Source organism: uncultured Acetatifactor sp., assembly GCF_948601915.1.
Lineage (GTDB): Bacteria > Bacillota > Clostridia > Lachnospirales > Lachnospiraceae > Acetatifactor.
Map to the genome: position 1 here is coordinate 87,967 of NZ_CAPDXS010000001.1, position 14,437 is coordinate 102,403.

Genomic DNA, 14,437 nt, shown 5'->3' on the forward strand with positions numbered 1-14,437 from the left:
GGATGAGGAATATGGAAACGAGAGAGGATAACAGAAAAAAATGGGCCGTCCGGCTCCTTTGGGCGGTCACCGGGGCCTATGGGGCAATGTGCCTGTACCTGTTCTACATGCAGTCCGTACAGCCCCTGGACTATGACAACAGGTATTTCCAGTCGGATCTCCCCTATCACATCAGCATGATCGTGGACGACGGCTGGTATTACAGCTTCACGGCGTACATCTACCAGCTCCTCCACTGGATGGCCGGAGGGGGCACCTGGCTGATCGCCCTGTTCCTGGCGGCAGTGACCGTGCTGTGCATCCTGCTGACGGAAAGGCTGCTGCGGTGGCTGCTTCGCCGGAAGGGGACGGACGGGCTGACATTGTCCTGCGCCCTGGGGCTGAATCTGGTGATGCCCTTTTTCTGGCCCTATGCGGGGCAGTACCGCTATGTGAGCTATCAGTCCGGCAATATCTGGCACAATTCCACCTACCAGTGCATGAAGCTGGCGGCCCTGGCGGTGATGCTCTGTTATGTCAGGGTGGAGGCGGGCTACCGGCAGCGGGTGACGGCGGGGCAGTGGACGGCTATGGCGGCGCTGCTTTTTGTCTGCACGGGGATCAAGCCCAGCTTTCTGACGGTGTTCGCGCCGGTGCTGGCGGTGAAGCTGCTGGCGGACCTGTTCAGGGGGGTGCGGTTCCGTCAGGTGTTCCTGCTGGGGAGCACGGTGCTGCCGGCCTGCGGAGTGGTCCTGTGGCAGAATATGGTGCTGTTCGGGGAGGAGACGGGCCACGGCATCGCCTTTTCGCCCTGGTACACATTTTCCCTCCACGCCAACAGGACCAAGCTGGCAGTGCTCTGCTCCATCGCTTTCCCGCTGGCGGTGCTCCTCTTCTCCCTGGGGGAGCTTCTTCGGGACAGGCTCTACCTCTTCGTGTGGGGCATGACGGGCCTGGGCTTCCTGGAGGCGCTTTGCCTGGTGGAGACCGGGAGCCGCTCCAGGGACGGGAACTTCCTCTGGGGGTACTGCATCGCCATCTTCCTGATATTCGTCATGAGCCTTGACAAATGGCTGTTCCTCTGGAGGAAGCGGGGGCAGGGGCTTTTCTATAAGCTTGCCGCAGGGGCGTGCGGTGCGGTGTTCGCCTACCAGGCGTTCTGCGGCGTGTATTTCTTCGCCAGGCTCCTGGCGGGGGAGACGTATTTTATGGCAAACTAGCGCACAAGAGCATGGATTCCCGAGCGAGCAGTGCCTGATGGCCGCGCCGGGACAAGGCGGATGAGTCGGGCACAGGGCGTCGTTGACTGACCACAAGGCAGCACTGGGCTTGGACAGCCAGTTCTGATTGCGCAAGGATTCATGCGCTGGGGTACTGGCGCGCAAAGGATAAACGGGAACAAATGTCGATGAATGTCAATAAATGTCGATGACTGCAAATGGATTTGGAGGCCGGGGATAAAGTGGAAGACAGGCGGGAGAACGGGATGAAAGGGAGATTGGCGCAGTGGCTGCGCAGGTTCGGGGCCCAGGGGGCGGCGCTTATCTGCGTGGCGCTGGCGCTGTGCTGCTTCGCGGCGGAAAAGGAGGGGTATCACATGGACGAGCTCCTCTCCTTCCAACTGTCCAACGCCCAGTTCAATCCCTGGATCGTGCCCACCCAGCCCGTGGGGAGGCTGGCGAAATTCGTGCAGGAGGAGATCCGGGGGGAGTCCTTCGGGGAGACTGTGGGGAACCTGGCGGACACGGTCCGGGACGTGGTGGAGAACCGGGGGGCCAGTAGGCTCCTGCAGTACCGGGCGGACGTATACCCGGAGCCGGTGTGGATCGGCGCGGAGCAGTTCCGCGACTATATCACCGTGGGAGAGGAAGACGCATTTTCGTACCTTTCTGTCTATTTCAATGTCAAGGACGATAACCATCCCCCGCTGCATTTCATGCTTCTCCACACCATGTCCTCCCTGTTCCGCGACACCGTGGGGCCGTTCCAGGGCTGTGCCATCAACATACTGGCCATATTGGGCTGCTGCTTGTGTTTCTTCGGGCTGGGGGCGCTGCTGGAGCGGCACGGGCTCCTGCCCCGGGGATACGGAAGGGCTGTGGGGATCTGCGCCGCCCTGCTCTACGGGCTGTCCACCGGGGGAATCGCCACGGCCCTGCTGATCCGCATGTACGGGCTCCTGACTTTTTTCTGTGTGGCGCTGTTCTATGTGCATATGAAGAAATGGCTGGAAAAGGGCTTCGGGGGGAAGAACAGGACGCTGATAGCGGTGACGGCGCTGGGATTTTTGACCCAGTATTTCTTCCTGTTCTTCTGTCTGGCGCTGGCGGCGGTGACAGCGGCGCTCCTGGCCCGGCGCAGAAGGTACGGGGAGCTGAAGCGGTATATCCGCAGCATGGTCCTGGCGGCGGTGATCGGCGTGGGGGCATTTCCCTTCGCCATACAGGACGTGCTGTCCAGCGGGAGAGGGACCGAGGCCCTTCAGAACCTGGGACAGGGCTTTTCGGGATATGGGGAGAGGCTTGGGGCTTTCGGCGGTCTGCTGGTGAAGGGGAGCTTCGGGAGCGTGGCATTGGGGGCGGTGATTCTGGCAGCGGCCTGCCTGGCGGGGATGGTCTTTGCACGGCGGAAAGGGTGGAAGGAGTTGACTGGACGGGTCAATTCCGCCCCTGCCGGGAATGCCCGCCGGGAGTTCAGGCTGCTGCTCCTGGCGCCCTGCGGCTGCTATTTCCTCCTGGCGGCAAGGATGTCCCCCTATCTGGTGGACCGCTATGTGATGCCGTTGTTCGCTTTCTCATCTCTGCTGCTTGCGGTGTCAGGGGCCAGGCTTGCCGCCGCGGCTGTGCCTGACGGCAGACAGCCCCTGGGGAAAGCGTTGCTGCCGGTCCTGGCGCTGCTCCTGGGGCTGGCGAACATGGCGGGGTATGACGGGGAGTACCTGTACCGGGGCTATGGGAGGCAGATGGAGGTGGCGGAGCGGTATGGGGAGCTTCCCTGCGTCTGCCTCTACGACGGCGTAGGCTATTACGACAATCTGCCGGAGTTCACCCGGTATGCCAGGACCCTGCTCCTTACGCTTCCGGAGCTGGAGGACAGGCAGGACATGGAGGGGCTGACGGAAGGGCCAGGGATCGTGGTGCTGAGGAAGCCCGAGGTGGAGGAGGCAGGGGCCCTGGAGGCGCTGGAGCGGTACGGCCTGAGGGTGATGGAGGTCCTGCTGCCCGGGGAGGAGAGCGTCCACGGGGATACGGTGTACCTCTGTGCATTTTCTTAAATTTTTTTGAAGACTTTATGATAAACGTTCCTTAATCGGGAAAACATGGTACAATGTACGCAAAGGGCAGGGTCAAATGGGCGGAGAACCAGACGCCGGGCTTGCTCGATCGGCTGGTTATTCGGCCATTTGACGAGCGGAGCGAATTCTGCCCGGGACTTGCAGTAAACTGTTGACACAGAAGATTCGGATGGGAAAGGGTGGCCCATGGCACAGATTATAAGGAAGCTGAATGTCCTGTTGGACAGAAAACAAAAGTACGCCATGGCGGGGCTCATGGCCCTGATGGTGATCGGGGCGTTCCTGCAGACTGCCGGAATCGGGCTGCTGGTGCAGGCGGTGAGTGTGATCATCGACCCGGCGGCCGTGGAAAAGAACGGCATCGTCAGGAGCTTCTACCGGTTCCTGGGCTGCGAGGACTTCCAGACCTTCTCCGTCACGGTGATGGCGCTGCTGGTGGCGGTGTTCGCGGTGAAGAACGGATTCCTCTTCGTACAGCAGAAGCTCACGTTCGCCTTTGTCTATACCAATCAGTTCCGCACCTCCCAGCGCATGCTGTGCAACTATCTGCGCAGGGGCTATGAATTCTACCTGGATGCAGATACGGCTGTAGTACAGCGGAGCATCACTTCGGACGTGAACAATATGTACGCATTGATCCTGGCGCTGCTGCAGTTGATGTCGGACGGGGTGGTGTCCCTGTTCGTGGTGGGGTACTGCCTGATGACCAACGGCGTCATGACCGTGCTGCTGGCCGTTTCCCTGGTGCTGCTGATGGCGGCGGTCAAGAAGGTGCTCAAGCCCATCATGCATAAGGCGGGGGAGGACAACCAGAATTACTACAGCAGCCTCTTCAAATGGATCTCCCAGACCGTCCAGGGCATCAAAGAGGTGAAGATCACCTGCAAGGAGCAGTATTTCGTGGACGAGTACCGCAGATGCGGCAAGGGCTATGTGGATGCCGTACAGCGCTACAGCCTGTACAACAACGTGCCCAAGCTCCTGATCGAGACTGTGTGCATCGGCGTGATGATGGGCTATATGATCGTGCTGACCGTCACGGGGGCCTCCACGGAGAACATGCTGGAGGTGCTCTCCACCCTGGCTGCCGCGGCTTTCGTGCTGCTGCCCGCGGTGAACCGCATCAATAACCAGATCAACTCCATCGCCTATTTCGAGCCCTTTTTCATGGGAGTCAGCGACAATCTGCAGGAAGAAATCGACGACGACAAGGTGGACATGTCCTTCGCGGCCGCTGATCAGGACAAGCTCCCCCTGAAGGACTCCATTGAGCTGCGTGACATCACATACGCTTATCCGAATACGGAGAAACTGATTTTCAACCATGCGGACCTGACCGTCAAGGTGGGCTCCGCGGTGGGGATTGTGGGCACCTCCGGGGCGGGGAAGAGCACCATCGTGGACGTGCTGCTGGGGCTGCTGGAGACGAAGGGCGGGGGCGTGTACGCGGACGGCGTGGACGTAAAGACGCAGTACCGGGGCTTCCTGAAAAATATCGGCTATATCCCCCAGATGATCTTCATGCTGGACGATACCATCCGCAGGAACGTGGCTTTCGGGGTGCACGATGAAGCCATAGACGAAGCCCGGGTCTGGGAGGTGCTCAGGGAGGCCCAGCTGGACGAGTTCGTCCGCTCCCTGCCGGAGGGGCTGGACACGGGCATCGGCGAGCGGGGCATCCGGCTCTCCGGGGGCCAGAGGCAGCGGATCGGCATCGCCAGGGCGCTGTACTACGATCCGGAGGTGTTGATTCTGGACGAGGCCACCTCCGCATTGGACAATGACACGGAGGCCGCCATCATGGCCGCCATCAACAGGCTCCAGGGCAGGAAGACTTTGGTCATCATCGCCCACAGGCTGCAGACCATCGGGAAATGCGATGTGGTCTACCGGGTGGAAGACGGGAAAGTAGTCCCGGAGCGGCAGGCCCCCCGGGCGGAGGAGGGGCACACATGCAGTTGAGCGTGATCGTACCGGTCTACAACATGGCCGGGGAGGGAAAACTGAATTTCTGCATGGACTCCCTGCTGAACCAGACGATTGTGGATTACGAGATCATCGCGGTGGACGATGCCTCCACGGACGGCTCCCTGGAGATCCTGCGGGTCTACGAGGCGGCGCATCCGGACAGGGTGCGGGTCATCACCTATCCGGTGAACCGCCGCCAGGGCGGCGCGAAGAACGAGGGGCTGCGGGCCGCTTCCGGAGAATGGGTGGGCTTTATCGACAGCGACGACTGGGTGACGCCCGACTATTATGAGCGATTGCTGGCCCGGGCCCGGGAGACCGGGGCGGATGTGGTGGGCTGTGACTACAGCCTGGTGTCCGAGCGGGGCTTTGACATCGGGACAGTGGTGAAGAACAACACGGAGGATCAGACAGGCCTGCTGGACGAGGAAAAGCACAGAAAGCTCCTGCTGCGCCCGGGCAGCATGGTAGTGAAAATCTATCGCCGCAGCGTCATAGAGGAGAACGGGCTTGGCTTCCCGGAGGGCATCTTTTACGAGGACAACTGCGCGGGGCCTCTGTGGTCTCTGTACTTTACCCGGTTCGAGCGGGTGGACGCGCCGCTGTATTATTATTACCAGCACGATGCCTCCACGGTGCACCGCATCACGGAGGAGCGCTGCCGGGACAGGATGCGGGCGGAGGAGGCCTTCCTGGAAGAGTGCGGCAGGCGGGGCTTCCTGGAGCGATACCGCCAGGAGATCGAGTTCCGCTATACGGAGCTCTATTACGTGATTACACTGTTTTCTTATCTGCAGGGCGTAAAGCATCCGAGGCTTTCCTTCGTAAAGGAGCTGCGCAGGGGCGTGGAGGAGCATTGCCCGGCGTTTCGGGAGAATCGGTACTACAGGGAGCGGATCGGGGAGGAGGAGCGCAGGCTCATGGACATGCAGCGCCGCTGCGACATAGGCTTCTACTGGTACTACAGACTGAAGCTGCTGGCGCGCAGGGCAAGGGGCGTCTTCCGGCGCGGCTTCAGGCCGTGAGAGGAAAGCGGGCCTGAGGGCAGCGGAGGGCCGGAAAGGATATTGACTGATGGAAAAGATAGCGATCATTACGGCAAGGGGAGGCAGCAAGCGCATCCCCAGGAAAAATATCAGGGAGTTCTGCGGCAGGCCCATCCTGGCCTACTCCATCCAGGCGGCGCTGGAATCGGGGGTGTTCGACAGGGTGATGGTGTCCACGGACGATGAGGAGATCGGGGAGATCGCCAGGAGCTGGGGCGCAGAGGTGCCTTTCATGCGGAGCGACAGGATGTCCGGCGACTACGCCACTACCGCCCAGGTGCTGGCGGAGGTGCTGGAGGAGTATGGGAAGCGCGGGCAGACCTTCGGCTTCCTGTGCGGCATCTATCCCACGGCCCCCTTCCTGCGGCCGGAGACCCTGCGGCAGGCCATGGGGCTGCTGGAGGAGTCCGGCGCGGACGCGGTGGCGCCGGTGGTGCGATTCAGCTTTCCGCCCCAGCGGGGGCTGGTGATCAGGGACGGGGAGATCCGGATGAACACGCCGGAGCTGTACCTGTGCAGATCCCAGGACCTGGAGCCCGTCTACCACGATGTGGGGCAGTTCTACTGCCTGAACGCGGAAAGCTTTGGGCGGCAGGGCTGCCTTGTGATGGAGCACACCCTCCCCTATGTCATATCCGAGCTGGAAGTCCAGGACATCGACACCGAGGAGGACTGGCGGCTCGCGGAGCTGAAGTACCGCATGCGGCAGGGCGGGGAGTGAGTATGGAGGGGGCACTGGAGTATAGAAAAGGAACCGGAATAAAAGAACCGAGACTGGAATAGAAAAACAGTTTCGGAACGGAAGTGCCCGGGAGAATTATCAGCTGCGCACTTAGCAGATGATGATTCTCCCCTGAGATGGGCACTGAAGTGCAGAAACGGAACTGGAATAAAAAACAGTTTCGGAACGGAAGTGCCCGGGAGAATTATCAGATGCGTACTTTGCAGATGATGATTCTCCCTTGGGATGGGCACTGAAGTGCAGAAACGGAACTGGAATAAAAATGGAGGGAGAAGATGGACAGAATCAAGGTGGGGAACCGCTATATCGGAGAAGGATGTCCGGTGTATCTCATTGCGGAGATGTCCGCCAACCACGCGGGCAGCCTGGAGCGGGCGAAGGAGATCGTCCATGCCGCCAAGGACAGCGGCGCAGACTGCATCAAGGTGCAGACCTACACGCCGGACACCCTGACCATCGACTGCAGCAACCGCTATTTTCAGGTGGGCAACGGCACATGGCAGGGCGAGAACCTCTATCAGCTCTACGGAAAGGGATACATGCCCTGGGAATGGCAGCCCGAGCTGAAGGAGAAGGCCGAAAAGGCAGGCATCGACTTCCTCTCCACCCCCTTCGACAGGACTTCCGTGGATTTCCTGGAGGGACTGGGACTGGAATTCTACAAGATTGCCTCCTTTGAGATGATAGACCTGCCTCTGGTGGAATACGTGGCCTCCAGGGGGAAGCCTCTGATCATGTCCACGGGCATGGGCACCCTGGAGGAGATCAGGGAGGCGGTGGAGGCCGTGAGGAAGACGGGGAACAGGCAGCTTGCGCTGCTGCGCTGCTCCAGCGCCTATCCGGCGGATCCGAAGGAGATGCACCTGTCCACCATACAGGACATGAAGAAGCGCTTCGGCCTCCCCGTGGGCCTCTCGGACCATTCCATGGGCTCCATGAGCGCCGTCACCGCCGTGGCCCTGGGGGCGAAGATCATCGAGAAGCATTTCTGCCTCGGCCGGGAGATTCAGAACCCGGACGCGTCCTTCTCCATGACGCCCGCGGAGTACAGCGCCATGGCAAAGGACATCCGGCAGGTGGAGGAGGCCATGGGGGAGGCTGCCTACGGGGTCAGCCCCCAGGAGGAGAGCAGCATGGTGTTCCGCCGCTCCATTTTCGCTGTCAGGGACATTGGGGCGGGGGAGGAGCTGACCCGGGACAATATCCGCATCATCCGCCCGGGCTATGGCCTGAAACCGAAATACTACACGGACGTAATCGGAATGAAGACGGACAGGGCCCTGGAGAGGGGCACGCCCCTGACCTTCGATGCCCTGGAGAAGGGGGCCATCCTCTTCGCCACCAACAACGGGAATACGGAGGACTTGTACAGGTGGCTTTCGGAAAAGGAAGGGAAGGTGTACAGAATCGAGAACAAGCTCACCCCGGAGGCGGTGGAGCAGATGAAGCCCTCGTTCATCATCAGCTTCAACTACCGCCATCTGATTCCGGAGGAGGTGCTGGACCTGATGCCGGGCCGGGTCATCAATCTCCACACCTCCCTGCTGCCCTACAACCGGGGCTCCGGTCCCAACTTTTTCAGCTTCCTCTACGACACGCCCAAGGGCGTCACCATCCATCTGGTGGACAAGGGGCTGGACACCGGGGACATCCTCTGCCAGAGGGAGATCGTGTTCGACGAGGAGAAGGAGACCTTCGCCTCCTCCTACGACAGGCTGCTGGCGGAGATCCAGGAGCTGTTCCGGGAGAACTGGGAGGACATCCGGGAAGGCCGGATAGCGCCCCGGCCCCAGGAGGGGAGCGGCAGCACACACAGGATGCGGGAGATCGCGTCCATCCGGGAGCAGATGCCCTTTACCTGGTATGAGAGGATCGCGGATTTCAAGAGGCGGTTCCGGGAGCTGGAGCAATGATCTGGATTCGGGCGGATGCCAACGAAACCATCGGGAGCGGCCATGTGATGCGCTGCCTGTCCATCGCGGATGCCCTGAAGAGGCAGGGGCAGCAGGTATGCTTCCTGACGGCGGACGAAAACGCGGCGGGGCTGCTTGAGGCCAGGGGGCAGGCGTTCAGGGTCCTGCACACGGACTACCGGCGCATGGAGGGGGAGCTTGAGGCGCTGGAGGAGCTGCTGGCAGGCGGCGGTTTCTTCCTGGCGGACAGTTACTTCGTCACGGCAGCCTATCTTGACAGGGTGCGGGAGCGCCTGCCCGTGGGGTATCTGGACGACATGGGCCGCCGGGACCTTGCGGCAGACCTGCTGATCGATTACAATATCTTCGCCGAGGCCCGGCTGTACGAGGGCTGCAAGGCGGCGGAATTCCTTCTGGGGCCGGAGTACGCGCCCCTGCGGGCGGAGTTCGCCGGGAATGTCTGCGAGACCCGGGACAGGGCGTCCAGGGTGCTGATCACCACGGGAGGGGGCGACAGATACAATCTGGCGGGGCAGCTCCTTGAGAAGGCTCTGGCCCATCCCGGGACAGCCTGTCTGGAGTATCATGTGGTCAGCGGAGCCTACAATGTGCATCTGGCGGAATTGAAGGCGCTGGAGAGGCGGCACGGGAACCTGCGGATATACAGCAATGTGTCTGACATGTGCGGCCTCATGCGGGACAGCGACATCGCCGTCACCGCCGGGGGCTCCACCATGTATGAGCTCAGCGCCCTGGGGGTGCCCATGGTGTGCTTCTCCTTCGTGGACAATCAGGAGCGCATCGTGGAGGGCTTTGTGGAGAGAGGGCTGGTGGGCTTCGGGGGAAATTATCTCCTGCAGGGGGAGGCCATGGCGGCGGAGGCGGCGGAGGCCATTGCGCTGCTGGCCGGAGACAGGGAGCTGCGGCGGACGTACAGCAGGAGGCTCCGGGCTGTGGTGGACGGCCGTGGGGCTATGCGGATTGCGAGACGGATCATACAGAAGTCGCAGGAAGGAGCGCAATCCGCATCGCAGAGCGCATGGCAGATTGCAGATTGAATCATTGAGGGTACATTCCCCGATGCTTGCATCGCGCAAACTAGCACCGAGCGTAGCGAGGTTGGGGCGAATACCCCGCTCCTGCGAAGCAGGAGGCAAACACCCCTGTGGTGTTTGAGTGCTTGCACCGGGGAAGTTTATTCATACAACGGTCGCAGGAAGGAGCGCAATCCCCACAGAGGATCGCGCATGGAAATCATATCAGACAGACGGATCGGGAGTGGCGGATGGAGAGACGGCTAGACAAAAAGATGGCTTACTGCGGAGTGGCGGCGGCATTGTGCTTCGCGGCAGTGTTCGCCGCCACCTTCCCCGGCCGCGCCGGGCGGTGGCTGCGGCCGGTGGCGATGGTCTCCTTCGGGGACAGCGTGTTCACGGATATCGGGGGCTTGACCCCAATCCCGGACAGGCTGGCAGAGCGCCTGGGCATATCCTTCTACAATGCCTCCATGGGCGGCACCTGCGCCGCCAGGCTGGAGGCGGAGCGGCGGCTGGATTCCGCCAGGGGCTCCATGTGCCTGGCGGGGCTGGCGAAGGCCGTCCGGGCCGGGGATTTTTCGGTACAGCAGACCGCCAGGCTTCGGGAGGGCAATACGGAGCACTTTCCGGAGATCGCGGCAGGGCTGGCGGAGATCGACTTTGCGCGGGTGGGGCTCGTGCTGATCGAGAGGGGAGTCAATGACTACCATGCCGGAATCCCCATCGAAAACCCGGAGGATCCCCGGGACGAGTACACCTTTCTGGGGGCGCTGCGCTGCGCCGTGGAGGACCTGCGGAGGGTCAACCCAAAGGTGCGGATCCTGTTCATCACGCCCACCTATACCTGGTATCCGGATATGGGCCTGACCTGTGAGGAGCTGGACAATGGGGGAGGGCTCCTGGAGGAGTATGTGGAGGCGCAGATGGAGCTGGGGGAGGAGCTGGGCATAGAGACGGTGGATCTCTACCATGATTTCTTCCCCCACGGGGAGTGGGAGGACTGGGAGCGGTACACCATGGACGGGCTTCACCCCAACGAGGCGGGGCGGGAAAAGATCGCGGAGCGGATCATGGAAGCGCTGGAGCCGGAGGACGGAGCCTGGTACACAGATGCGTGAATTCCCGCGAATCAGTGCCTGATGTCCGCGCCGGGACAAGGCGGAGGAAGAAAGTTGTGCGGGGGTATCACTGAAAGACGGCAAAGCGGTAATAAAACGGGCAGCCAGGGCTGTCTGCGCAGGTATCCATGCGACGGGGGACGGGGCAGAGCGGGCACGGGAGACATGGACATGGACAAAAAGGAAGGGCGGTGGAGCGGGATGACTCCAGGACAGGCATTCGAAACAGTATATCGCAGGATCAGGCGGGAGTGGAAGACGGCATTCCTCACCTGCTTCCTGCTGGGGCTTTTGATCCACATGCCCGCTCTGATTTCGGACATTCCCAATCATGACGGGCTGGACAGCATGTATTTCCACCAGAACATGATCACTTCGGGCAGGTGGTTCCTGTCGGTGGCCTGCGGCTTTTCTTCCTATTATACTGTGCCGTGGCTGATCGGCATCCTGGGACTTGCTTTCCTGGGGTGCGCTGCCGCGGCGCTGTGCGAGCTCCTGGAGGTGCGCAGGATCTGGGCCGTGGCGCTGGTCAGCGGTCTGCTGGCGGCCTTCCCGGCGCTGGCATCCACCTTTGCCTATGTGTACACCCTGGACGGTTATATGCTGGCGCTGCTGCTCTCCGTGCTCTCGGTGCTGGCGGTGAGGAAGCGTAGGCTGGGCTTCGTGCCAGGGGCCTTCTGCCTGGCCTTCAGCATGGGGATTTATCAGGGGTATCTCTCCTTCGCCATGATTCTGGCCATCTTTGCCCTGTGGATGACGCTCCTGGACGAAAAGCTGCCCCTGAAGGACAGGCTCCTGGCCTCGCTGCGCTATCTGTACATGGGGGTGTTGGGCGGCGGGCTCTATTATGCCATCCTGCAGGCCCTCCTTTGGATCCAGGGCAAGGAGCTGGACCATTACCAGGGCATCGACGGCCTGGGCGGCGGCTTCCTGTCCGGGGGGATCCCGGAGGCCCTGGGAGGGATATACCGGGATTTCTTCACCTTCTCCCTCAGGGGGAACGTGCTGTTCACCAATGCCTTCTCCCTGGCCGCCTGGTGCGTCCTGGGGGCGCTGGCGGCAGCGGCGGCGTTTTTTTTGATCCGGAGGAGAAAGTGCTGGAAGAATCCGCTGCTTTTCGCTATAATAGGATTGACGCTCCTGCTGCTGCCTGTGGCGTCGAACATCATTCTGGTGGTCTCCCCTGACGTGAACTACCACCTGCTGATGCGGTATCAGTGGGTGCTGTACGCCATCGGGGCGGTGGCGCTGATAAGCGGACAGGGGGGGAGGACGGAGCGGGGCGCCTGGATGGAATGGCTGGGGCTGGCCGCGGCGGGCACTTTGGTCTTCTGCTACGGCGTGGCGGACAACATCGCCTACTCCAACCTGCAGAAGCGCTATGAGAAGACCTATGCATACTGTCTGCGGCTGCTGGACAGGATCGAGCAGACGGAAGGGTACTACCATGGCATCCCCATAGCCATGATCGGCGTGGTGGGGGACGAGCAGTTCCCGGTGACGGACATCACGCTGCCCGTGACCTCCAACATGATCGGCCTGAGCGGCGACAGCCTGCTGTACACGGGAAAGAACTACCAGCTATTCATCAGGCATTATCTGGGGGCCACGCTGAACGTGCTGCCCGAGGAGGCCATGGAGGACATGTACATGTCGGAGGAGTACATGGCCATGGACAGCTTCCCGGGGCCGGATTCCATCCGCATCATAGATGGGGTCATGTACATCAAGACAGAGAACGTAAACCGTTGATTTCAGGAGGGACAGGATGCTATTATCAATCGTGCTGCCGGCCTACAATGAGGAGCAGAATATTCCCAACACGGTGAAGGTACTGACAGGGATGCTTACGGAAAACGCTATTGACTACGAACTTGTATTCGTCAGCGACGGCTCCCGGGACGCCACCTTCGCCCAGATACAGAAGGCGGCGGCGGAGAACCCGAAGGTCAGGGGGGCGGAGTTCTCCCGGAACTTCGGGAAGGAGGCGGCCATCTTCGCAGGGCTGTCCCTGGCGGCGGGGGACGCAGTGGTGGTCATGGACTGCGACCTGCAGCATCCGCCGGAGGTGGTCCTGGAGATGTGGAAGCTGTGGCGCGGCGGCGCGGAGGTGGTGGAGGGCATCAAGGAGAGCAGAGGCAGGGAAAGCCTGGCCCATAAGCTCTCGGCGGGCCTGTTCTACAAGGTCATGAGCAGACTGATCAAGATGGACATGAACGCCTCCTCGGACTTCAAGCTCCTGGACAGGAAGGTGGTGGACGTGCTGTTAGGGCTGCCGGAGCGGAACACCTTTTTCCGGGCGCTGAGCTTCTGGGCGGGGTTCCGCAGGGAGTACGTCTCCTACCAGGTGCAGGAGAGGCAGTTCGGGGAGAGCAAATGGTCTACCTTAAGCCTGATGAAATATGCAGTCACCAACGCCACGTCCTTCAGCACCCTGCCCCTGCAGCTTGTGACGGTGATGGGGATGATATCCATCCTGTTCAGCGTGGTGCTGTTCATCCAGACCTTTGTGAAGTACCTCTCGGGAACCGCGGTGGAGGGCTTTACCACGGTGATCCTGCTGATTTTGGTCATCGGCGGCTTCCTGATGCTGAGCCTGGGGGTCATCGGCCATTATATCGCCAGAATCTATGAGGAAGTGAAGGGCCGCCCCAAATACATCATCCGCAGGATTACGGATGTGCGGCAGCGGGAAGGGACCTGAGGCCATGAGGCCCTGACATAGATGGAAACAGGACAGGAAAACGGAATGGAGGGAATCATCATGATAAATTTTAACGTGCCGCCCTATGCCGAAAAGGCCATGGGCTATATCCAGGAATGTGTGAAGAACCAGAAGATCTGCGGCGACGGGCCGTATACGAAGAAATGCAGCGAATGGATCGAGAGGAAGACGGGCACGGCCAAATGTCTGCTCACCACTTCCTGCACCCATGCCACGGAGCTTGCCGCCCTTCTGCTGCCCGACATCGGGCCCGGCGACGAGGTCATCATGCCTGCCTACACCTTCGTCTCCACGGCGGACGCCTTTGTGCTGCGGGGGGCTGTGCCTGTGTTCGTGGACATCAGGCCGGATACCATGAACATGGACGAGAAGCTCATAGAGGAGGCGGTGACGGAGCGCACCAAAGCCATCGTGCCGGTCCACTATGCCGGTGTGGCCTGTGAGATGGATACGATTATGGATATCGCGGCCAGGCACCGCCTGGCGGTGGTCGAGGACGCGGCCCAGGGCATCATGGCCACCTACAAGGGGAAGGCTTTGGGCACCATAGGCGACTTCGGGTGCTTCAGCTTCCATGAGACCAAGAACTACAGCATGGGGGAGGGCGGCGCGCT

At 61.2% G+C, this 14,437-nt stretch carries 11 protein-coding genes; all 11 read left to right on the forward strand.

The window, feature by feature from the left end; genetic code table 11:
• Positions 1–2: 2 nt before the first annotated feature.
• Positions 3–1,199, forward strand: a complete 1,197-nt coding sequence (locus tag Q2B33_RS00355; RefSeq protein ID WP_300913822.1) for a hypothetical protein — start codon at positions 3–5, stop codon at positions 1,197–1,199.
• A 266-nt stretch (positions 1,200–1,465) separates the two neighbouring features.
• Positions 1,466–3,253 (forward strand): glycosyltransferase family 39 protein, encoded by a 1,788-nt coding sequence (locus Q2B33_RS00360; protein WP_300568672.1) that lies wholly within the window; start codon positions 1,466–1,468, stop codon positions 3,251–3,253.
• 207 nt (positions 3,254–3,460) lie between these two features.
• On the forward strand, positions 3,461–5,236 hold the full coding sequence (locus Q2B33_RS00365) for an ABC transporter ATP-binding protein (RefSeq protein ID WP_300568675.1): 1,776 nt from the start codon (positions 3,461–3,463) through the stop codon (positions 5,234–5,236).
• Positions 5,227–6,267 carry a glycosyltransferase gene (locus Q2B33_RS00370; protein ID WP_300568678.1) on the forward strand — a complete coding sequence of 347 codons (1,041 nt, stop codon included), beginning with the start codon at positions 5,227–5,229 and terminating at the stop codon, positions 6,265–6,267. Before Q2B33_RS00365 ends, Q2B33_RS00370 begins: the two co-directional genes overlap by 10 nt.
• A 49-nt stretch (positions 6,268–6,316) precedes the next feature.
• Entirely contained in the window at positions 6,317–7,009 is a 693-nt protein-coding gene (pseF, locus tag Q2B33_RS00375) for a pseudaminic acid cytidylyltransferase (RefSeq protein WP_300568681.1), read from the forward strand.
• 296 nt (positions 7,010–7,305) lie between these two features.
• Positions 7,306–8,943 carry a pseudaminic acid synthase gene (gene pseI / locus Q2B33_RS24115; RefSeq protein WP_330684700.1) on the forward strand — a complete coding sequence of 546 codons (1,638 nt, stop codon included), beginning with the start codon at positions 7,306–7,308 and terminating at the stop codon, positions 8,941–8,943.
• Complete coding sequence (gene pseG / locus Q2B33_RS00390) at positions 8,940–10,001, forward strand: UDP-2,4-diacetamido-2,4,6-trideoxy-beta-L-altropyranose hydrolase (RefSeq protein WP_300568684.1); 1,062 nt, start codon at positions 8,940–8,942, stop codon at positions 9,999–10,001. Before pseI ends, pseG begins: the two co-directional genes overlap by 4 nt.
• 227 nt (positions 10,002–10,228) lie before the next feature.
• Positions 10,229–11,098 (forward strand): SGNH/GDSL hydrolase family protein, encoded by an 870-nt coding sequence (locus tag Q2B33_RS00395; protein ID WP_300567501.1) that lies wholly within the window; start codon positions 10,229–10,231, stop codon positions 11,096–11,098.
• A 171-nt stretch (positions 11,099–11,269) separates the two neighbouring features.
• Entirely contained in the window at positions 11,270–12,850 is a 1,581-nt protein-coding gene (locus Q2B33_RS00400) for a glucosyltransferase domain-containing protein (RefSeq protein ID WP_300567498.1), read from the forward strand.
• A 16-nt stretch (positions 12,851–12,866) separates the two neighbouring features.
• Positions 12,867–13,802, forward strand: coding sequence for a glycosyltransferase family 2 protein (locus Q2B33_RS00405; RefSeq protein ID WP_300567495.1), 936 nt, complete (start codon positions 12,867–12,869; stop codon positions 13,800–13,802).
• A 60-nt stretch (positions 13,803–13,862) separates the two neighbouring features.
• On the forward strand, positions 13,863–14,437 hold a 575-nt coding region (locus Q2B33_RS00410), incomplete at its 3' end, for an aminotransferase class I/II-fold pyridoxal phosphate-dependent enzyme (protein WP_300913823.1).

What these genes read in the sequence shown, in the direction of transcription:
- Q2B33_RS00355 (WP_300913822.1), top strand. Translation starts at nt 3, where the DNA reads ATGAGGAATATGGAAACGAGAGAGGATAACAGAAAAAAATGGGCCGTC.
- Q2B33_RS00360 (WP_300568672.1), top strand. Translation starts at nt 1,466, where the DNA reads ATGAAAGGGAGATTGGCGCAGTGGCTGCGCAGGTTCGGGGCCCAGGGG.
- Q2B33_RS00365 (WP_300568675.1), top strand. Translation starts at nt 3,461, where the DNA reads ATGGCACAGATTATAAGGAAGCTGAATGTCCTGTTGGACAGAAAACAA.
- Q2B33_RS00370 (WP_300568678.1), top strand. Translation starts at nt 5,227, where the DNA reads ATGCAGTTGAGCGTGATCGTACCGGTCTACAACATGGCCGGGGAGGGA.
- pseF (WP_300568681.1), top strand. Translation starts at nt 6,317, where the DNA reads ATGGAAAAGATAGCGATCATTACGGCAAGGGGAGGCAGCAAGCGCATC.
- pseI (WP_330684700.1), top strand. Translation starts at nt 7,306, where the DNA reads ATGGACAGAATCAAGGTGGGGAACCGCTATATCGGAGAAGGATGTCCG.
- pseG (WP_300568684.1), top strand. Translation starts at nt 8,940, where the DNA reads ATGATCTGGATTCGGGCGGATGCCAACGAAACCATCGGGAGCGGCCAT.
- Q2B33_RS00395 (WP_300567501.1), top strand. Translation starts at nt 10,229, where the DNA reads ATGGAGAGACGGCTAGACAAAAAGATGGCTTACTGCGGAGTGGCGGCG.
- Q2B33_RS00400 (WP_300567498.1), top strand. Translation starts at nt 11,270, where the DNA reads ATGGACAAAAAGGAAGGGCGGTGGAGCGGGATGACTCCAGGACAGGCA.
- Q2B33_RS00405 (WP_300567495.1), top strand. Translation starts at nt 12,867, where the DNA reads ATGCTATTATCAATCGTGCTGCCGGCCTACAATGAGGAGCAGAATATT.